We start from the raw sequence: 19210 nt of genomic DNA on the forward strand, positions 1-19210 counted from the left end.
TTAAAAGGTATCTGCTTTCAGAATATCTGAATAGTTGACTTTCATTTCTATGGTGCGCCCCGAGAGCTGTTCTTCAATCAAGCGAATCATCATCACTTTACTGTTTGGGTAAGTGAATTTTTTGAAAACATAAATATTCCTGAAATTTTTTCTGAAGTGTTTCTGCGGATTGAGCTGTAAAATGGGTGTTAGATCTACACTTTGGTTATTGGTGGCTTTGTGTATTTTTTTGTCTTCCAAGGAGAATTTCAAATCCTCAATATCATAGTTCAGATTAGAATTATTCTTGATGGTCATATCTAAAAAAATATAAGCACTCATCACATAGACATTATTGAGCTGGAAGCTGAGTTTTAGATTTTTTTCTTCTCTAATCGGATTTTTTTCAGATTTTTTTCGAATAATATCCATCGAAAATTTTCTCAGTTCAAGATTAGAGAACACCATTTTATCAAATTCTACAGGCTGCATCGCTTCGGGCTGTATATGAATATTGGTAATCGTATTGAGGTTATCCTGATTTCTATGCACCACTTTATACTGTGCAATGAAAGATTGTGCGACAACGGTAATGATCCCAATAGTATTTCCATTAACAAAAACGGAAGGTATATTGATTTTTCCTTTCTCGTCAGAATCAGGATGGTCTGTGATCTTTATTCTGGCAATGTTTGTAGAAGGCAAATCTCCAGTCAGTTTTTCTGTTGACAAATCCACGTACTGAATGGGCTCAGGCGAGATAATATGCAGGTTGATGCCTTCGGTAATTTCAATCTCAGGTAAATCGGAAACAATCTGTTCTTTGGTTGCAGTTTGAGCCGTGAAAAATTGAGCTGTGAATATTAAAAGGGTGTATAATAAAGTTCTCATTGTTTTATTTTTTTTGTTGGTTTTGTGAATCTTTCAATTGATTTTCGTCGATCAAAAAGACATATGAGTTGTATTTCAGTTTTGCTTTATTTTCTTTGATCAGGTTGGCAATAGATTTAGATGTTGATGTAAACAGGCTGGATCCAATGCTTGAGAAAAATCCTTTTCCGCCCATATCCATCTGAGTTCCTTGTACTGAGTTACTTCCCATTTCCCGCATCATATCTCTGAAAACGCTTTGCGGAACGTACAATCCCTTCATCCCGTCAACATCATAAATCGAAAGATTGACAGGATAGATTTCTCCTTTTGTGAATACAGATACAATGTTGAGATTGACTCTCTGCATTGAAAATCCTGAGATTTGTCCGTATAATATCGAACCTTTGATTATTTTTTTGTTCCCGACAAAGATGTCTTCCAACAATCGGAACCTAATCCTGCTTCCAAGAAAGCCTTTGTTATTTTCGTCAATGACCGCTTTGATAAAGCTGTTTTCTTTCTCCTTATAGAAAGCATTGAAACCACTGTTGATTCCGGATTTGCTCACATTGAAAGTTGAATTAAGAAAATCTTCCATTTTCTCTTTATTGGACTTCAGTTTTTGTTCTGCTGCGAGTTTACTTTGGTACTCAGGATCACGGGATTTTTCTAAAGAATCCATCACGAGCATTTGTTCTTTCAGATATTTTACAGGGTCTGGTTGGACACTTTGTGTCTTTTCTTTTGGTGTATCTGCGTATTTATCTTCTTGGTTCCCGTAAGATTTGTCATTCAGCATTTTAATGATTTCTGAAGACCTGTTGTAATCTTTGTCATCCCTCTGTGATTGATTTGGTTTGTAATACGAGGATTGATTTTCTTTTGCCTGGTATCTGTTTTGTCTTCCGTTTTCTGCTTTTAAGGAGTCAATTTTTCTTTTTTGGTCCAGTGACAATTGGTCATCATAGTTCAATAAACTATCTTCTTCTTTATCCAAACCACCAAGCATCGTTCTGTTATCCTCTTTTTTGAAAAAAGCATCATACGCATCATTTTTGGTCATAATGGAATCTTGCGTATCGCCGAGTGATAGTGACAATTCTTTTGGTTTATTTTTTTCAGAAGTATCTTCTTTGAGAAACTGTGCTCCTACGTAGCCGAAAAGAAAAAGAAATGGCAGAGCCAAAAGAGGCAGAACATATTTTTTTTCTTTAAAATTTATTTTTTTAATGTCCATTTTTTAATTTTTGGTATTGGTTGAACAAGTAGTCAATTCGTAAACTGTCTTCTTTTTTCAGTGCGTTTTTGTCTCTTTTCACTTTTAAAGTTTTCAGTTCTTGTACTATTTTTTCCATCTCTTTATCATTGTTGACAGATAGATTTTGACTCGACTTATTTTTAGAATAGAGAACCGGAGGTCTTATTTTAAATGCTGTTTCGGAAGGGAAAAAGATACCTTGAATTAGAGACCCTATAAATGAAACCGACAGTAGAATCATTGAATACGTGAAGAATTTCTTTGGATTTTGAACTGCCCACTGCAGCCATTTCTGACCCTTTTGTTTTAATGTAGTTTCCATTTTAGTAAGAATTTTTATTTTGATTGGACAGTTCCTCGTTATTGATGATTCGCCAGTTTTTAAGAATCACACCGTGAGGATTATTGGGACTTCTGATGATGTCTTCAAAGAAACCTTCGGTGATGAGCTTCCTCGTAATGACAGAAGATTTTCTTGTGATCATCTGCTTACCGAAAAAGCTAAATTTCTTTTGTTCCATACTAAGCGTAATCGAATCGGTATGGATACTGACCATCGAACTGGAAGCTATTATTTGATTGTAAAATCCTTTTTCCCTTAGGTTCGTATATTCCTTTTTTCCGCTGTCATCAATAAGATACAATGACTTTTGAATATTATCCTTGATATAGGTATCATCGGGAGCGAGTGTGAAAAACAATCTGTGGAATAATTCAATTTGAGCTTTATATTCAACAGGTCGGTTCAGCAGGACATCAGTCTGCTTGGCAAGAACCGGAACGCCATTGTCTAAAATGTAAATTGATTTTCTGGAATCCTCGATCATTCTGTATGCAAAGAAAAATCCGGCAATGACAATGAAAACAGCAAAAGCAATGGTGGATAAAGAAATGACCTTGTTGATCTTGATTCTTTGTTCTATATTTTTGATAAGCATCTTTATTTTAGTTGTTGGTTGATAATGTTTGGTTGTTGGTCATTCGTACAACATTTATTTTCCTTTTTTCATCGCTCTTTGAACTCTGCCTGATGCTGAACCTGCTGCTGCACTTGCTGCTACAGAAGCTCCTCCTGTTTTGGCAGCCAATATTGCTGTTTTAGCACTGCTTGCCATTTTTCCTGCTGCACTTTTCATTTTCGTCATTGCTCCCGCCCCTCCTGCAGAAACAATACTGTCTGCAATGGTTGGGGTCATTAGTACTCCGATTCCCGTAACAACATAGGCAACACAGGTGAAAAGCTGATTGTAGATCATTCCGGAGTTGCTCACATAGACCATCAAAGCGTCTAAGTTGGTAATGGTTCCATTGGATAATAAGGTATCATACCTTTCGATCTCCATTGTATAACCGGAAGCGATCAATTGCTGACCGATGTTGATGATCGTATAGGCAACAAAAGTGTAAAGATTAATGTTGATGAATTTTGATACCCAACTGTATAATGAATTTTCAAATCCGGGAATAAGAGCCATTCCAACAGCTATCGGCCCCAAAATAATTAAAATGTAAGACCATATTTTTTGAATGAAGAAAATGAGATATACACAAATCCGAAGAATGGAAAGACAACAAAATTCAATGAGTTCTGCTACTAATTTTTGCATTTGGAACTCCATTCTTATCGACCATTCCTTGATGGGCTGAATGAGTTTATCCAATCCTTCGCTGATGTCATACCACGAATCATCCGCATCTTCAGTAGTATTCTCAATGACTTCCTGTTTGGCATCTTCTTCCGCCTTTAATTTGATGACAGCATCCAGTAATTGTTGCTGCTTTTTAAATCTCTCGACCCGTAAATCATTGACTTCCGATTCTATATCGTTGAAAATTGAGATTCCGGGTTCGGCAATGGCCTCAAATGGCGCTTGAATCATACTGACAAATCCACTCCAGTAAACAAGGGTAAATCCGATAAGAATTGGTTTCAACATCGGTGTGATTTCCCATTCTCTATCTCCGGCTGCCATTTGCCAACCCATGTACCCGAGGTACATCAGAGCGCCTAAACCGCCTATTGCTTTTCCTACCAAAGCTGAACCGGCGGCGCTATCCTGCACACTGTTGTCCAGTTTTGTAAAAACTTCCATAAACCACTTTTCAAAGGCACCATCTCCCTTTAAAAATTGGAGTAGATTGCTGTAATCACCGTCTGTCTGGGCGAAACCCATAACAGGTAAAAGAATTGTTAATAAGCAAAAAGTTAATGTTATCGTTTTATTCATTTTTAAAATCGGTGTTTATAATGATTCATCAAATTTTGAACAATTTGCTGGTCTGAAGCGGGTGTCCAACCAGGTGGCAAAGCATAATTTGAATGGTTCTTTAAAATATTTTTGTAATCTGTAAGAAGTGTTGTCTTGTTATTGTAATCCCTTAACTCTCGCACAAATTTTCTCCATTTAATAAGGGTTTCGTGGTACATAATGAACCGTTTTCCTCTTGGCATATCCATACTTCTGGACATTGCGTATTTTTCTTTGATGAGATCCAGCTCTTCCTTAAGCCTTCTAATGGTTCCTGTCGTATTGAGCGTTTCAAACGTTTGTTGGTCTTTCAATCTCCATTCAATAAAATTTTGTGGATGGTCGGGGAATTCGGTAATTGGTTTTAACATTCGTTTGTAATACAAAAGCCAAAGAGGATCGGCATCAACAGTAGCGGACGTCCAATGGGCAAAATCCTGAACACTTCTTTTATGAATGGTATCTGAAGCTGCTTTTATTTTTTTTGCTTCTTCCTCCTGAAATTTTAACTGGGCGAATCTCTGATTTTGCACCCCTGTAGGTTTTAATGGTCGAATATCTTCACCGTCTTTATAATCCCTGTTGATCTTTGGAGCCCATATTCCCCAGACTGTTGCGTAGGCAAAATTGGTTTGGATTCCCAAAAAATATTTTGGATATGGTCTCCAATCTCCCCAATCTTGAAAGACAATTCTTTTATGTTGAGCAACAATGGAAGGGTCATTCAATCTCTTTACACTCAATTGTCCAAACACAGTGGCTGTAAAAAAGAGCAACTGAAATAGACTGATTTTTTTTAGTAGATTTCCCATAATTTTTTAATTAAAGAGGTAATGGTATTTAGTGATGATGTCGCCAACAATGGCTTTGTCTATATTGATGTAATTGCGGAGAACCGGAACCTGATACAGATAAGGGATTTTCTTGGCATTCTCTAACCGTAAATTGATGTACAGAATATTTCCGTTGATATTTCTGACACGGGTAAATATCTTTTCAATAAGCATTTCCCTATCCATTGCATCCATCAGAAAATCTTTGTCTTCATTGAGAATATCCTGGGTAACTTCCTGCTGAAGCTTCATCGTCTGCTTGCCTATTTCAACATAATATTTTGAAATGAGTACGGAATATTCAGGATGCTGCGCTGATAGATCCAGCATTTTATTGGAGTTCGTCACTATTTTACCTAAATATTGATAGAGATAAATAAGTTTCTTGCTCTGGGTCAAAGCTGAATTCACATTTTTCAGTTGTTGATAGATATACTCCTGAATGGCTATGATCTGCGTGATTTTATTGTTGATGTCATCATACAATTCTTTTTGCTTTTCATAGGAATCCAAAAAAGCTTGTTCGCTTCCCAATCGAACACCGTGATTTACGGTGATCTGCGAAAGGAGTTTATCATTAATGACTATTTGCTGGCTTTTTACCGATGCAACGGAGAAGAATAAAACTCCGGAAAGAAATATTTTTTTCATTTTAGAAAGATTTGATGTGACTCATTATGTTCTCAACCACCTGCTTATCTTTGTTGACATAATATTGAAAGGCTCTTTTATTGCGTTTTACTTTGGCTTTAATATCCCTTATCTTCAGAAGCATATGCGTGGAATTCCTGCTCAATGTTTTTATTTCGCCCAAAGCATATTCTAATAATACTTTACGTTCTGATTTTTCCATTTGATTGATGGCTCCGTAAGACAAAATGATCCCGGTTACAAGCCGTGTTACCATTTGCAGATCATCAACAAACTGAACTTGGGAAGGCAAAACGGATATAATGGAATAAGGAGCATCGTTTATTTCATTGATAATAGCAGTCTGATTGTTGGTTATTTTTGTTATTTCCCTGCTCATTGCTATTCCTGTTGGTATGGCTTGAATGGCAAATGAAACAATTCGCAATCTGTCCTGAACTTTGGTGATTTTTTCTTTAAAATTGTTCCATTGGTTTCTATTGGCCGTTTCTACGGTGGCATTCGCAATTTGTTTTTGTCGCATTTCTTTTTGCCTGTCGTGTTCTTTCATCGTGGCATTGATTTCTATATCCATCATCGGAAATGATACATTTTCCTGTTGCCATGCTGGTGTAGAACCACCACCGGAGGATGTCAACACAAGATAAACAGCCGGAATAGATAGGCTAAGAAGAATCTTCTTTAACATTTTGTAATTTTTTAAAAATTCCGTTTGTACCTGTTCATTATATTTTCAACAATAGCTTTGTCTGTATTGATGTAGCCTGCAAATGGATTAATGGAATTCCAGAATCCTAGTCGATTGGCTTTTTCCAGTCTTAATTTAATCGCCAAAAGCCAAAGCTTCAGATTTTTGACGTTCCCGGAAATATTATGCAAGATTTTATATCGATCTCCTGCAGTAGCCAGATTCAGCTCTCCGGATGCGAGAATATCAGATACATCTGTCACGATCTTTAGACTTTGCTCATAGGTCTTTTGTGAAGCTTTCACCCCAAAAATGGCATACTCAGGATGTTCTGATGCTAGTTGTACCACTTGTGAGGAATAACTATAACATTTATTGAGATCTGAGTAGATCTCCTGTGCCTGAATTCCGTTTTGTAATGTTCCTGAAACTTCTTTCAAGCCTTTCAGAATTTTATTCTGAATGTCATTGGCTGCCACCATCTGTGTTCCTACCCAGATCTGAGCATCTTTTAACTTTGAGGTCTCTTCGATTACTTCATTTTGTTTGGCTTTTAGATTTTCAGAATACAGAATCATTGCCGCCGTTACGGTAGGGTCGATGTAAGTGTTTTGAGCGAATCCAATTGTCCCCCATAGGGAGAAAATGAGTAGAAAAACCTTCAATCTAATGTGGTTCGCCAGAGATGAAACGTAACGAAATCCTCTTGGAAAATTTATAGCTTTAAAGGTTTTCATAAGCGTAATTTTGTTTACTGATTAATTCTGAAAAAGTGATTTGGCGGTCTTCTAATTCCTGTGAGATGACTTTGAAAACATTCTTCCCTTTGTGTTCTTTTTTCATTATTCTGTAGAAAGAATTGATTTTTTTATCTAATGGATTTTGATATAAGTTCACGAGTGACACTAAGTTTTCCAGACTGTCTCCGAAGACTTTGAGATCACCAACTATTCTGCGCAATGCTTCATCATAGTCGCCATATTGATGTACATAATATTCAACTGCCGATTTCTCCGGTTTTTCTGTGGTATAGGTTAAATATTGCTCCAGAGATACTTCATTCCCATAGACCTCTCCTTTCGAACCTCTCTTTAAATAGAATTCTTTGAATCGGCTTCGCCCGAATTTGTTGTTGAGATTGTTGATGGTGAAAATCTTGTTTTGCTCTACTTTATTAAGTGAAAGAAGCGAAGCTATCTTGTCGAAATTATCTTTGAACTTCGTCTGATCCAGCAATATAAAAGTGTCCGAATTATTGATGATGGAATCTTTAACCACCGCATTTCCAATAATATCATCCAGTTCCTGCGTTACCACCACCGCTTCTCCCCAAAATTTCCTCACCGTTTTGTACAAATAAAGGATGTATCCTCCCATCAGTTTACTCGCAATGGCCTTCCACGCTTCTTCGATGATGAGTGCTTTTCTACGGTCTTTTCTTAACCTCATTTTCTGAATAAAGGTGTCCATAATAATGAGCGTTACTATCGGAAACAGTTTGGGATTATCCTTCACATTATCAATTTCAAAAACAATAAAAGATTCGTCAAAAAGCGTATTATCGGCACTTTCATTTAAAGTCGTTCCATACCTTCCGCCTTTGTAAAAATCTTTCAGGACAAATAAATAGGTGCGCAGATTGAATTCCTTCTCTATAATATTGTGTTTTTTATTATTTAGGTAAATAGGAAGAAATTGATCACAATAATCATAAAACCCATTGAACGAAAGTTCTGTTACAACCAGCTTTTCTTCCAGTTCTTTTATTTTTCTGATAATGGCTTTTCTAAAGGATTCATTCCATTCTTCAGCTGATCTGGGTTGCCTGATGATGTCATTCGACTTGATTAAAATTAACTGTGTCTCATTGTATATTTTCCTTCTTTCTTCATCGTTCAGCGTGTCATACGCTTCATAGACTTTATAGAAATTTTCACTTTCATATTCAGGATTATTGATGTTCTTATCGGGATGATAGAATTTTAACAATTTTCTTCCCGCTTCTTTTATTTCATCGGAACTGGCATCGAAAGTAATTCCCAAAATGTCATAGTAAGTATGCTGTCCTTTGGCTTCATTCTCATATTCAGAAAAAAGATCATCTTCGTGAATGTTGTATTTTCCGAGATATAGAATCAGTTCTTCAGAAGTTTTATTTTCATACCATCGAGTTCCAGCATTGAAATACCCGTGGTAAAACGACATCAACACATTGTCTAAAATGGATTTTTGTGCGGAAGACATTGAAGAATCCGGACCTTGCCAAATCAAGAAGATCAGGTTGGTTAAAAATTCTATTTTTTCGATATTAAATTCTTTTTGATCCATAAGAAAAGGATTCATCGTGATTGGTTTTTCTTCAGTGTATTGGATGTATCTGCCTCCCTTATATTTGCACGTTCCCGAATACGAATCTCCTGTATCAACAATGACCACGTCATAATTGTAGGTCAAATACTGCTCAATAATATTGTTCATCAGGAATGATTTCCCCGAACCTGACGGTCCTAATACAAACTTGTTCCTGTTGTTTATTCTTCCTGTTTTCATCGGTAGATCCGATGGGTCAACTTTTAGCGGAACACCTTGTCTGTCGGTGAATCTCAGGTAGAAATTGGACTCTTCATTGACGGGGTAACTTTCCTTAAAAAAAAAACACAAGGCCGCTTCGCTTGTCGTCATAAATAAATCATACTCCCTAAGTTCTGTTCCATTGCCCGGAATAGCTGACCGAAAGAGTTCCAATTGGTTATAAGCGTTTTTAGAAACAATGATTCCTTTCGTAAAAAGCTTGTTTTCAATCATTGACTGAATATTTTCCATTTTCTCCAGTGTCTGTGCTGAAAAAAGGATTGAAAAATGAGCATTGACAACGAGCTGTCCGTCAATGGCTATGTTATGAAGCAGGGTCTGGATTTCATCTGCTATAATGGCGTTGGACGGAGAATTGTTGGCTGCTCCTTCGTGCTTTTTCTTTTTTTTGTCGAGTTCCCTCTGCTGTTGTGCCTGAAGCGGAATCGTAATGATCTGATTGTAGACAATGGTCTCATAATCTTCTAGTTCATTGATAAAACTAAAATTATCAACTGCTGTTTCTGCTGCTGCACCGTTACCGCCGAGAACAGAGTAAGGCTCAATTTCTGAAGGAAGATCAATATTTTCTACATCCACGTAGGAAATATTTTTTACAAACCTGTTTCCGATCTGCAAAAATTCGTTGGTGCTTTTGATATTATCAAATATGGGAGAATCGGAAAATTGCATCGACAAAACACCTGATATATAATATTCAAAATCTTTCTCAAACAAAAACTGCGGTTCAGAGTCATTCTGCTTCAAAAGCATCAATACTTTCTGACATTTGTCCCGTAGTTCTTTATAGCTTTTTTCAGAGAAATTGTAATGCTTATTTTTCTTTTTCAGCTTGTCATCAATAATATCGGTAAAGAACAGAACCGTTTCAATGGTTTTGAAAAGTCTGCCGTCAAAATGTTCCGAATATTTTTGTTGTAGAAATTGGTTGGATTGTTCGGCTGAATATTTCTTTTTTGAAAAAATATCGAGCTTCTGAACAATTCTTCCTTCTCCAATGATTGATACCACCTGATTTAAAACCGTGTGGAAAGTGAGATAGCTGTCAGGATCTGCCGAATATTGCTCGACAATGTTTTTTATCTTGATCCCGATAATAGGGTTTCCGTATTGTCCGAAAAGTACATCAAAATCCCAATTGAAATCCTTTCCAAGATCATATCCGATAAAAGGAATGCTAAATGCCTGTTTTTTTGTTGTTGCCATTCTTTAAAAGTTTATTACTGTCTAACCTTTTGGGAAAAATTAAGATGTGATCGAAGTTTTTGGTTTTGTCATACAAACCATATTTGTCCTGTCTTCTGAAGATAAGATAAACTCCGCCTGCGGTGACTGCAAGACCAAGTAAAGAGCCTAAGAGACCGAACTTCGAGAGTACCAATGCTGAAATGACCCCGCCTCCGATGACACCAACTGCGTAAAAGATATATTTCCCTTTGAGTCCGAAGAATATAAGGGGCTTTTTCAGCCCCTTATAAAGGTAGAATCCCATATTAGGCAAAGAATGCTGTTACGAATTCCGGAACTACAATCAAGAAGATCATTGCTCCCCCATAACCAAGGATCTCTTTGTTGACGTCCTGGTCACCATTCGTCCATTTATTATACACTCGGAGACCTCCGATAAAACCGACCAATCCTCCTACTGCTTTCAAAATCAGCTTGACCGGATCCCAATAATCAGTGATATCACTTGCGGCATTTGAAATAGCGGTTGCACCACCTTGTGCAAATGCTGGAGTTATCGCCATAATTGCCAAGGCTAGGGTTAGAACTTTCTTTGTTGTCACGTTTTTTGTGAAAAAATTTTTCATCATAATTCAAAAAATTTATAAAGGGTTAATAATCAATTGAGTGTTAAATTTTGGGCATAGAAGTCCCGGACAACGGATGGAAATCCGCTGTTAAGTCTAATAATCAGTACGTTAGATTTTGTTTAAGTTGACTAACTACATAATGGATTGATAAACCTTATATCCATCGTGATTTGCAACCAATTGAACCAGGGTTTCAGAAAGATTCAGCATCGCCTTCCAATCTTTAATTCTGGAAGTTTTCTGGTCTGCACTAACCGTGATCGGGTTTTCGCTAATCACTTCATTAGGTTTCTGATTTTCCTTTTCGGTTGATATTTTTTCCTTTTGTTCAAAATACTCTTCGCTTGATTCAGCATTTTCAGGATGTGATTGGTTTTCAATTTCGGTAAAATCCTTTTTTGATGGATTATCGAATTCATCCAGATCTTGTTCAGATTCAAATTGTTTTCTTAAATACTCCAGATCTTGTCGTTCTTCATTTCCTTCAGTGATATCAGAATGGATTACATTTTTATTAAAGGACTTGGGAGTGTTGAGATTTTCTACATCTTCAATCCCTATAGTTGCAGTAAGATCTTCGTACTGTTCGGAAATTTCGGACAAAGAAAATTCCTCCGTCTCTTCTTTATAGGTTTCTCTTTCTTTTTTCAGAAACAGATCGTATAAGATATTACCTGCATAATACATCAGATAAACAGCCAGAATGGTAAGTGAGATTTTTATCATTTTTTATTGATTTAGTTGTCAGTCGATCGTTGTTTTATGTTGGTATTGAATCTTTTATTTTTTCCTTCTTTTTAATCACTTGTATTTTGATTTTTGAGGTTTCATTGATGTATTTTATAAGTTCATCGAATGTATGTTCTACTGCATATTTTTGTTTGCTTATCAGGCTTCTGGTATTAATAGTTTGTAGGCAGTTTCTTTTGAATACCGGACTTGGCAGCAGCATTCCATATTTTGCGAGCTCAATGTCCATTGCTTCCTGATTCAGATACTTGTAGCCTTTATCATATTTGGAACGGATAAATACTCTTTCAGCCTCACTTTCCAATAGTCCCAGCATATTGATAAAGACCAAAGTCGATTTTACAGAAACATCGGAATACTCAAAAGGTGTTACGATAAAATCACTGTATATGAGCAAATCACTGTATTTTGCATCGAGCGTTCCGGCCAAATCAAAGAGGTTAATCTCATCGCTTTCTTTTAAATTAATGAGAGTTTCAAAGTCTGAAAAAGGCTGATCTTCTTCCTCGCCAATAATTTCTACATCGTACAATTTTGGAATGTCCAATAGCTCATCATCTTTCCATTTGTAGTAAAATGATTTCTGATAATCAAAATCGAAAACATTGATTTTCCTTTCTGAAATAGCGGTAATGTAATTGGCAAAAGCGATGGCTAATGTCGTTTTTCCGGTTCCTCCTTTTTGGGTAGCAAATGTGATGATCATAGGTTTTAGTTGATTTTTATTGGACTGAAGATGATTTTTCCATCAACTTTATCGTCTCTTTTTTCGTCTTTTTTTGAGTTCATTTTCGGCAGGGTCTTTTGCAGTTCCCGAACTTTTCATCAACTCAAAAAGCATTTCGTTGACGGCTTTGTTTAATTCTGTTTTTTCATTATTTTCAGTCCGGTTTTCTGTCTGCACTTCATTGACGCTTATGGGATTCAGAAATTTTTGATATTCCTTTTCTCCGATTAATGGTTGAAGTTCACCCACGTAATGAAATCTGGTATGAACAGCATACAGCTTTCCATCTTCGCCTTTTGTTATAGAAATATCTTTTTTTTCATCATTTGTGTTTTTGTTATTTCTAATAAAGTCCTTTACTTCAAACTGGACTTTTCGGTAGGTTTCCAAATCTTTCTTCCCTCGGTTTTCAAAAAGCATAAAGTCCTTGATTTCTGCTTCCGGATTATTCTTCTTAAAAAATTCAAGCAGGATCTTTTTTGTTTCCTGGCTGCGAATATTATAATCCTTCAGTATTTCAAAAGTCTTCTTATCCACCTTGTCAGAAGTAAATTCAAATACTTCATTCATTTTCATAATATCACTTCCTTTGTATACTTCTCCTGTTTTATGGTCGATCACGGTGTAGCCGAAAGGATTTTTATCTTCTTTATGATGAAAAACCATATCGATCCCGAAAACATCTTTCAGCTTTTTTTGGAGCTCGCTTTCAAAGGCAATCTTCATTTTTGAATCATTTCCTCCGTCAGTAGTCTTCTCTTTTGGAAGCACTGCTTCATTTTTTCTATTATCCACCACTTTAAAAACCTTATTGGAATACAATTCTTTGTATTTGCTTAATATGGCTTTCATCTGCTTAGCCCTTTTTTCATTTTTGCTGTTATCAAAAACAATCTGATCCCCTCTAATAGATTTTTGGTTTACTCCGTTTTTTAAAATGTTAAAAGAATTTTCATCACTTGTGTTTTTGCCTATCTTGTAACCATTTCTGCTGAGTAGAGTTTCCAACTGATCAAGCGAACTTATTTTGTAGTTCAGCAGCTTTTCCAGTTCTTCTTCCGGTTTCTGACCATATAATTTTTCCATTGTAACGCTTAATGCTTTTTGGGCTTTAAGCCTTTCATAACTGTCATTGATCTTTTTCCCTGTCTGTTTATCAACCCGGGTTGAAACAATGTGTACGTGATTATTATCTGTATCCTTATGAAAAACCACAATGAAAGGCTGTTCGCCATATTTCATTTCATCCATAAAATTCTCCGTTATCTTAGTAAGCTCTTCTTTCGAATGCCCTTGAAATTTTGTAGAGATCATCGCGTGAAATTGAGGCTTCAACACTTTTTTATTCCCGATTGAAATAGCTCTTAAATAGTTTCTTACTTCTTGCTTGCTGCTTGATTCGTTAATGAATGAAGGAAAATTTTTCATCAGCATTAATTCTCCAATGCCTTTATCAATTTTCTTATCGTTATAATGAACTCCTGGAAAACTCGGACCTGCCGGATCCATGATCTTAACAATCATCTTGATAGCTTTGCATAGATTTTTGTAAAGATTTCGTTCTGTTCTTTTTTCAGAATTATGATCTCTGATAACTTATCCGAAAAATTTCTGAGTTTATTTTCGCTGATAAATTTTTGACCATTTGCTATTTTTGCTACCTGATTGATATTATTTTCAATTTTTCCGAAGATGTTATCCTGTTTTTCAATGAACGCCAATACTTTTCGTCTCTCGTCATCCATCATTCTATTCTCTACGGAATTGATGATTAGACTAGTCAGGGAAATTTGTTTATTGGAACAGATTTTTTTCCAATCTTTCTTCTTTTCACTCTTAATTCTGAAAAAAATAACTTCATCTTTTTGCTCATCAATATTCATCTTTCAAATTCAAATTTGATTTTAAAAATGTTGTTTTCTATATTGGAACAAAGATGACCGCCGCAATTGCCATAATGCCTACAACGATAGAACTAACGACTTTTACTTTTTTCACTTCCCTGATTTGTTTTTTATCTATTGAAATCGTCTCTCCTTTTTTGGAAATACCATAAATATTGTTGCCATCAACTGATGTGATTTTTATTTTGTGGATTTTTGCAGTGAAATCCTGAACGTCATATTTGTGATTTAATGCTAAAGAATTATCTTTTAATGGTTTGCCAGGATTCGAAACAATAGACCTACAAGATGTTAGTGAAAGAGTGATCATCAGGCATAAAAATTTGAAAAAGTTTTTCATAGTTTATGATTAAGGTGTTACCCAACTTGTCAAACCGTTTACGCTTTTTAGAATATATGTTCCGGTAGCAGGCGGAGTTGGAACTATCTCTGTTGCAAAACCAAATGAACCATCTGTTTTGGCAACTACTTTTTTCGTATAGGATGAATCTCCGTCTGCATTGGGCATTTGGGAAGGTGTAACGCTGAGCTTGCCATTGATATTTAACCATCTTTCAGAAAAATCCCCCGAAATCAAAGCAAATTTGTAATCCGTATAATTGTTCGTGATACTATCCCAAAAGCTGGTTGAACTTGTTGTAACGCGGGTTGAATGTATAGCTAGTTTATTACTTACGCTTCTGTTTCCTGTGGCCGGGCTACCAGCGCCAATGCCGATGAAAATATTGTTAGACCCTGTTCGGTTTCCTGTTCCTGACAGATAGCCAATAGAGATGTTATCATTTCCTGAAGTAATGTAGGACATAGCTCCCGGACCAATTCCAATATTTCTACTACCGGAGATTACGCCGTTTGCGATGCCATTCAAAGCAGAAACTCCTGCAGCATAATTAAGTTTGCCTGTAACTTCTCCTTGAGACATTGCATAAGCACTAGCGGAATTTCCTTTTCCAGAGGTTATATTAGAGTCGGTTGCAAAAATAGAATTGTAGTCACCGGTGATTGGACTTCTGGAATTTCCCAGTATGTAATTTTCTTTCTCATCAAAATTAAGATGCAGACTGTTCTTGACAATAAGTTCAACCGTAGAAGTGTTGCCCTTGAGTGCAACTGTATTTAGTGGGTCTTCTTTTATAAATGACTTCCATAGATCACCGTCAAAATAATACAACCCGGACTTTGTGATATGAATAACCTGACCGGATAAATTAGTAGCTGGAGATGTTACAAACACGACAGCTCCTTTTTTTGCAGATGAATATGTTTTTGCTGCGAGTTGGTTACCTGTAATCCTTGGAGGAATAATCCCGTCATAATGATTGGTGTCATTTGGTTTCCCTACAACTTCTAAAGTAGCCTCGGGCGTCTGGGTGTTGATGCCAATCTGTCCCTGTATTGTTGTTGCTATGAAAGGCAGAAAAAAATAAATTAATGTTTTCATTTTATTTTTTATTAAAATTCATTTGGTCTTAAGAATCGTATTAACTGTGTATAATTTGTATTAATTGCTATAATTTTAGCGTCCTAGTGTAGATAGGGTCTGATCCAATTTGAGTAGCCCTGAACTTCTCCATAAGTATAATATGATGTTGATATTGCGCCTAAAGAAGCTTGAGGAATTTTTATGGTGAAATTTTCAAGCAAGGCAGGAATAAGCATTGTTGAATTCTCAGGATGTAAAAAAACAATCTGGTTAGGAATATACCCTATGTCACTAAAGATATCCGGAATATTTATAAGTGCGTCGGAAGTAATTGGTTCTGAATCAGTCGACCTGAATATTTGAAATTTTACATTGACGATACCATTAACTTTTCTGAATGATACGGATCCTTTTAAGCCTCCATAATTTTTGGTCCCAATGGTATAGTATTTAGAAGCGGTTAAATAATTATTTGTATTTCCATTATAATTAACCGGAGCGGACCATGTAGAAGTTGCACTAAGAGCCGCAGTACTGGTATGGTCAAACGTCAATAGAATTCTATATTCAGTGGGTTGCTTTTCTTTTGAAAATGTTTGCCACAAATTGCCATCAAAATAATATAATCCGGGTTCAGTTATTTGAATGACTTGTCCTGATAAATTGTTAGCCGGAGATGTTACAAAGACGACAGTTCCTTTTTTTGTAGATGAATATGTCTTTGCAGCGAGTTGATTTCCTGTAATTCGTGGAGGAATAATTCCGTCATAATGATTGACATCATTTGGTTTTCCTACCACTTCTAAAGTCGCCTCTGGAGTTTCGGTATTGATGCCGACCTGACCTTGGATTGATACTACTATTAATGCCAGTAGAAGATGACTCAATTTTTTCATTAGTATTTTGATTAAAAATTTTGTGACAAAATTGGGCGTTAAAACCTTCTAAAACAATAGTATTCAATGGGTTTGGGCTAAATAAGAATAATCTGGATTAGTTTGGAAACTTCCCAGGATTAAAAAAGAATGATTTGGATTAATTTGGATTCTTGTACCAAAATTTAATTAAAAACAAAAAAACAAGTTCCGCAGTTTTTTTCCCCTTTTTGAAAAAAAGGCAAGATCGTCTTTGGATATAAAACTTGAAAAGTTTGTATATACAAAGACACATCTTGCTCAAAAAAAGCCGCTTATTTTTCGGAGTTCTGAAAAACGATTAATAGTATTGATAATCAGCAGTTTTGATTCTTTTATTGTTTTTATTGGAAATGTGTGGAAGTGAAGTCTGAGCATACGAAAGTAAATAATAAATCCTTTCAAAGTGATAATTTATCTATCGTATTGTAGATCAAATCGTAAGGATTTTGACCTGTACTTATCTTAAGCAGGTGACCTGTATATGATTTACGCAGGTATGAACTCCAGCTGTATGTGTATTACGCAGGTTTGATGATCGGCATGATTCTATTTTATGATGATGATCTGTATCTTATTTACACAGGTATGAATTTAAAGCTGTATTTATTTTATGCAGGTTGATGACTAGTATAATCCTTTTTATACAGTTTGCAGGGAAAGCTACAGCAGAGTTCACAATACATTCCGTCAAATTAAAAAAGGGAAGAGAACCTGACATCCCCTCAAAGCTTTTTTGTTCGGAAAAACGTAGGACTTTAGACTTTGGAATTGCGTTTTGCAAAAAAGCGAAGTGGCTTTGAAAGGACATCCAACAAAACCAACCCTAAAAGCAACCGCCATCATTGCCCGGAAATCAACAACAGGATATCTTTACTGAATTACCGCCAGATAAAAATAAACATTGTAAATATTATTGAAAATGAAAAAGAGCGGATAAAAAAAATGATCCGAATTTGCAACATTTGGTGCAACAGGGGTAAACTTCACTAAATATTTTTTTAAACAATTTTGGTAGTTAAAATATTAATCGTAATATTGCGATGTATAATTTTTGATAAAAATGGGAGTTACAAAAACTGAAATATACACGGAACAGCAGAACCGTTTAGCAACTTCGCTAAAGGCATTGGCTCATCCTGCACGCATAGCTATCCTGCAATATATCATTAAACAAAATGCCTGTATTTGTAATGACTTGGTAGAGGAATTGGGATTGGCACAAGCTACCATTTCGCAGCATTTGAAAGAACTAAAAAACATTGGTATTATCAAAGGAAATATAGAGGGAACCAGTGTATGCTACTGCATTGATGAAAATGTCTGGCAGCAGATTAAGAAGGAACTCAATACTTTCTTTGTTGACGATATAGGTATTGATAAATGTTGCTAAGCATTTATTTTAACCAAATCAATCGTAATAATGCAATATAACAATTAAATAATGAAATTATGAAACTATCAAAAATCAAAGAAATCTTACCAACATTAGAGCATGTTGAATTTCAATTAGAGAACGGAACGTTTGTTCCCGAACATTTCCACGTTACCGAAGTTGGGCAAATCAATAAAATTTTTATTGATTGTGGTGGTGTAATCCGCAATGAAAAAGTTGTCAATTTCCAATTATGGAATGCTGACGATTACGAACATAGATTGAAGCCAACCAAACTATTAAATATCATCAAACTATCCGAAGAAAAATTAGGTATGGAAGATGCCGAAATTGAAGTAGAATATCAAATTGATACTATCGGGAAATATGATTTGGATTTCAACGGAAAAACATTCGTACTGAAAAGTAAAACAACAGCTTGTCTTGCTCAGGATGCTTGCGGTATTCCTGTCGAAAAGCAAAAAATAAAATTATCAGCGTTGAATAATGCTTCCTGCACACCTAATTCAGGATGTTGTTAAACCCTTTAAATCAATCAAAATGTATAAGAATTTAGTTGAAACAATAAACAATGTTACTACTTTTCAAAACATCAGTGAAGAACGCAAAAATATATTACGACCACTGATAGATTTTGTACAGCAAAAAGTAAACAATAGTCAGGAAATAAGTATCAACTTCATTTGTACCCACAATTCCCGAAGAAGCCATTTATCGCAGGTTTGGGCACAGGTAGCAGCAGCACACTATGTTATCCCAAAGGTACATTGTTATTCGGGTGGTACAGAAGAAACGGCATTATTCCCGAAAGTGGCAGAAACATTGACACATCAGGGATTAAGTATTTTCAAAATAGCAGATACCGACAATCCTGTATATGCCATAAAGTATAGTGATAATTCTTTGCCGATTGTTGGTTTCTCCAAAAAATATGATAGCCCTTTCAATCCTGTATCAGCGTTTGCAGCTATTATGACCTGTTCACAGGCAGACGGCGGATGCCCTTTTATTGCAGGAGCAGAAAAGAGAATACCTATCACATTTGAAGACCCTAAAATTTCAGACAATACACCGGAACAATCAAAGGTCTATGCTGATAGAAGTTTACAGATAGCAACGGAAATGTTCTATGTTTTTTCAATGATTAAAATGTAGC

Annotated in this window: 22 protein-coding genes; 3 read left to right on the top strand and 19 right to left on the bottom strand. The window is 35.8% G+C overall.

What is annotated here, in order from left to right; all coding sequences use genetic code 11:
• From BMW39_RS12640 to BMW39_RS12730, 19 genes are all read right to left on the bottom strand, one after another.
• Window positions 1-870, bottom strand: coding sequence for a DUF4138 domain-containing protein (locus BMW39_RS12640; protein WP_028123306.1), 870 nt, complete (start codon window positions 868-870; stop codon window positions 1-3).
• A gap of 4 nt (window positions 871-874) precedes the next feature.
• On the bottom strand, window positions 875-2083 hold the full coding sequence (gene traM / locus BMW39_RS12645) for a conjugative transposon protein TraM (RefSeq protein ID WP_028123305.1): 1209 nt from the start codon (window positions 2081-2083) through the stop codon (window positions 875-877).
• Window positions 2079-2432 (bottom strand): hypothetical protein, encoded by a 354-nt coding sequence (locus BMW39_RS12650; protein WP_028123304.1) that lies wholly within the window; start codon window positions 2430-2432, stop codon window positions 2079-2081. Before BMW39_RS12650 ends, traM begins: the two co-directional genes overlap by 5 nt.
• Before the next feature lies 1 nt (window position 2433).
• Window positions 2434-3048: a conjugative transposon protein TraK gene (traK, locus tag BMW39_RS12655; protein WP_034975926.1), complete on the bottom strand. Its 615-nt coding sequence runs from the start codon at window positions 3046-3048 to the stop codon at window positions 2434-2436.
• Between the two features lie 54 nt (window positions 3049-3102).
• Window positions 3103-4338 (bottom strand): membrane protein, encoded by a 1236-nt coding sequence (locus BMW39_RS12660; RefSeq protein ID WP_034975928.1) that lies wholly within the window; start codon window positions 4336-4338, stop codon window positions 3103-3105.
• A 2-nt stretch (window positions 4339-4340) separates the two neighbouring features.
• The gene (locus BMW39_RS12665; RefSeq protein WP_034975929.1) at window positions 4341-5171 is read right to left on the bottom strand and encodes a hypothetical protein; all 831 of its coding nucleotides are present in this window, start codon (window positions 5169-5171) and stop codon (window positions 4341-4343) included.
• Between the two features lie 6 nt (window positions 5172-5177).
• On the bottom strand, window positions 5178-5843 hold the full coding sequence (locus BMW39_RS12670; RefSeq protein ID WP_034975931.1) for a hypothetical protein: 666 nt from the start codon (window positions 5841-5843) through the stop codon (window positions 5178-5180).
• A gap of 1 nt (window position 5844) precedes the next feature.
• Window positions 5845-6531 carry a hypothetical protein gene (locus BMW39_RS12675; protein WP_034975933.1) on the bottom strand — a complete coding sequence of 229 codons (687 nt, stop codon included), beginning with the start codon at window positions 6529-6531 and terminating at the stop codon, window positions 5845-5847.
• 11 nt (window positions 6532-6542) lie between these two features.
• On the bottom strand, window positions 6543-7268 hold the full coding sequence (locus BMW39_RS12680; RefSeq protein ID WP_228374833.1) for a hypothetical protein: 726 nt from the start codon (window positions 7266-7268) through the stop codon (window positions 6543-6545).
• Entirely contained in the window at window positions 7255-10329 is a 3075-nt protein-coding gene (locus BMW39_RS12685; RefSeq protein WP_034975936.1) for a TraG family conjugative transposon ATPase, read from the bottom strand. The genes BMW39_RS12680 and BMW39_RS12685 overlap by 14 nt, the downstream gene beginning before the upstream one ends.
• Window positions 10301-10615: a DUF4133 domain-containing protein gene (locus tag BMW39_RS12690; protein WP_034975939.1), complete on the bottom strand. Its 315-nt coding sequence runs from the start codon at window positions 10613-10615 to the stop codon at window positions 10301-10303. Before BMW39_RS12690 ends, BMW39_RS12685 begins: the two co-directional genes overlap by 29 nt.
• Window position 10616: 1 nt before the next feature.
• Window positions 10617-10937 carry a DUF4134 domain-containing protein gene (locus BMW39_RS12695; protein WP_371462110.1) on the bottom strand — a complete coding sequence of 107 codons (321 nt, stop codon included), beginning with the start codon at window positions 10935-10937 and terminating at the stop codon, window positions 10617-10619.
• Window positions 10938-11072: 135 nt separating this feature from the next.
• Window positions 11073-11666, bottom strand: coding sequence for a hypothetical protein (locus BMW39_RS12700; protein WP_123902439.1), 594 nt, complete (start codon window positions 11664-11666; stop codon window positions 11073-11075).
• Window positions 11667-11700: 34 nt separating this feature from the next.
• The gene (locus BMW39_RS12705) at window positions 11701-12396 is read right to left on the bottom strand and encodes a ParA family protein (protein ID WP_051879936.1); all 696 of its coding nucleotides are present in this window, start codon (window positions 12394-12396) and stop codon (window positions 11701-11703) included.
• A 48-nt stretch (window positions 12397-12444) separates the two neighbouring features.
• On the bottom strand, window positions 12445-13941 hold the full coding sequence (locus BMW39_RS12710; RefSeq protein WP_034975946.1) for a relaxase/mobilization nuclease domain-containing protein: 1497 nt from the start codon (window positions 13939-13941) through the stop codon (window positions 12445-12447).
• Complete coding sequence (locus tag BMW39_RS12715) at window positions 13938-14300, bottom strand: hypothetical protein (RefSeq protein ID WP_034975947.1); 363 nt, start codon at window positions 14298-14300, stop codon at window positions 13938-13940. The genes BMW39_RS12710 and BMW39_RS12715 overlap by 4 nt, the downstream gene beginning before the upstream one ends.
• Before the next feature lie 37 nt (window positions 14301-14337).
• Window positions 14338-14661 carry a bacteriophage spanin2 family protein gene (locus BMW39_RS12720; protein ID WP_034975949.1) on the bottom strand — a complete coding sequence of 108 codons (324 nt, stop codon included), beginning with the start codon at window positions 14659-14661 and terminating at the stop codon, window positions 14338-14340.
• A 9-nt stretch (window positions 14662-14670) separates the two neighbouring features.
• Window positions 14671-15762, bottom strand: a complete 1092-nt coding sequence (locus BMW39_RS12725; protein ID WP_034975952.1) for a hypothetical protein — start codon at window positions 15760-15762, stop codon at window positions 14671-14673.
• 83 nt (window positions 15763-15845) lie between these two features.
• Window positions 15846-16640, bottom strand: coding sequence for a hypothetical protein (locus BMW39_RS12730; RefSeq protein ID WP_034975954.1), 795 nt, complete (start codon window positions 16638-16640; stop codon window positions 15846-15848).
• Window positions 16641-17721: 1081 nt separating this feature from the next.
• On the opposite strand from BMW39_RS12730, the gene BMW39_RS12740 reads away from it, so the two are divergent.
• Genes BMW39_RS12740 through BMW39_RS12750 form a run of 3 tightly spaced genes read left to right on the top strand, consistent with a single transcriptional unit; the run spans window position 17722 to window position 19209 of the window.
• Window positions 17722-18051 carry an ArsR/SmtB family transcription factor gene (locus BMW39_RS12740; RefSeq protein WP_028122609.1) on the top strand — a complete coding sequence of 110 codons (330 nt, stop codon included), beginning with the start codon at window positions 17722-17724 and terminating at the stop codon, window positions 18049-18051.
• A gap of 59 nt (window positions 18052-18110) precedes the next feature.
• The gene (locus tag BMW39_RS12745; protein ID WP_028122608.1) at window positions 18111-18575 is read left to right on the top strand and encodes a DUF6428 family protein; all 465 of its coding nucleotides are present in this window, start codon (window positions 18111-18113) and stop codon (window positions 18573-18575) included.
• A gap of 19 nt (window positions 18576-18594) precedes the next feature.
• The gene (locus BMW39_RS12750; protein WP_028122607.1) at window positions 18595-19209 is read left to right on the top strand and encodes an arsenate-mycothiol transferase ArsC; all 615 of its coding nucleotides are present in this window, start codon (window positions 18595-18597) and stop codon (window positions 19207-19209) included.
• Window position 19210: the final 1 nt, after the last annotated feature.

Source organism: Epilithonimonas lactis (genome assembly GCF_900110605.1).
Classification (GTDB): domain Bacteria; phylum Bacteroidota; class Bacteroidia; order Flavobacteriales; family Weeksellaceae; genus Epilithonimonas; species Epilithonimonas lactis.

Excerpts from the sequence above, each read along its gene's own strand:
- BMW39_RS12640 (WP_028123306.1), bottom strand. The coding sequence starts at position 870 with ATGAGAACTTTATTATACACCCTTTTAATATTCACAGCTCAATTTTTC.
- BMW39_RS12650 (WP_028123304.1), bottom strand. The coding sequence starts at position 2,432 with ATGGAAACTACATTAAAACAAAAGGGTCAGAAATGGCTGCAGTGGGCA.
- traK (WP_034975926.1), bottom strand. The coding sequence starts at position 3,048 with ATGCTTATCAAAAATATAGAACAAAGAATCAAGATCAACAAGGTCATT.
- BMW39_RS12660 (WP_034975928.1), bottom strand. The coding sequence starts at position 4,338 with ATGAATAAAACGATAACATTAACTTTTTGCTTATTAACAATTCTTTTA.
- BMW39_RS12665 (WP_034975929.1), bottom strand. The coding sequence starts at position 5,171 with ATGGGAAATCTACTAAAAAAAATCAGTCTATTTCAGTTGCTCTTTTTT.
- BMW39_RS12670 (WP_034975931.1), bottom strand. The coding sequence starts at position 5,843 with ATGAAAAAAATATTTCTTTCCGGAGTTTTATTCTTCTCCGTTGCATCG.
- BMW39_RS12675 (WP_034975933.1), bottom strand. The coding sequence starts at position 6,531 with ATGTTAAAGAAGATTCTTCTTAGCCTATCTATTCCGGCTGTTTATCTT.
- BMW39_RS12680 (WP_228374833.1), bottom strand. The coding sequence starts at position 7,268 with ATGAAAACCTTTAAAGCTATAAATTTTCCAAGAGGATTTCGTTACGTT.
- BMW39_RS12685 (WP_034975936.1), bottom strand. The coding sequence starts at position 10,329 with ATGGCAACAACAAAAAAACAGGCATTTAGCATTCCTTTTATCGGATAT.
- BMW39_RS12690 (WP_034975939.1), bottom strand. The coding sequence starts at position 10,615 with ATGGGATTCTACCTTTATAAGGGGCTGAAAAAGCCCCTTATATTCTTC.
- BMW39_RS12695 (WP_371462110.1), bottom strand. The coding sequence starts at position 10,937 with ATGAAAAATTTTTTCACAAAAAACGTGACAACAAAGAAAGTTCTAACC.
- BMW39_RS12700 (WP_123902439.1), bottom strand. The coding sequence starts at position 11,666 with ATGATAAAAATCTCACTTACCATTCTGGCTGTTTATCTGATGTATTAT.
- BMW39_RS12705 (WP_051879936.1), bottom strand. The coding sequence starts at position 12,396 with ATGATCATCACATTTGCTACCCAAAAAGGAGGAACCGGAAAAACGACA.
- BMW39_RS12710 (WP_034975946.1), bottom strand. The coding sequence starts at position 13,941 with ATGATTGTTAAGATCATGGATCCGGCAGGTCCGAGTTTTCCAGGAGTT.
- BMW39_RS12715 (WP_034975947.1), bottom strand. The coding sequence starts at position 14,300 with ATGAATATTGATGAGCAAAAAGATGAAGTTATTTTTTTCAGAATTAAG.
- BMW39_RS12720 (WP_034975949.1), bottom strand. The coding sequence starts at position 14,661 with ATGAAAAACTTTTTCAAATTTTTATGCCTGATGATCACTCTTTCACTA.
- BMW39_RS12725 (WP_034975952.1), bottom strand. The coding sequence starts at position 15,762 with ATGAAAACATTAATTTATTTTTTTCTGCCTTTCATAGCAACAACAATA.
- BMW39_RS12730 (WP_034975954.1), bottom strand. The coding sequence starts at position 16,640 with ATGAAAAAATTGAGTCATCTTCTACTGGCATTAATAGTAGTATCAATC.
- BMW39_RS12740 (WP_028122609.1), top strand. The coding sequence starts at position 17,722 with ATGGGAGTTACAAAAACTGAAATATACACGGAACAGCAGAACCGTTTA.
- BMW39_RS12745 (WP_028122608.1), top strand. The coding sequence starts at position 18,111 with ATGAAACTATCAAAAATCAAAGAAATCTTACCAACATTAGAGCATGTT.
- BMW39_RS12750 (WP_028122607.1), top strand. The coding sequence starts at position 18,595 with ATGTATAAGAATTTAGTTGAAACAATAAACAATGTTACTACTTTTCAA.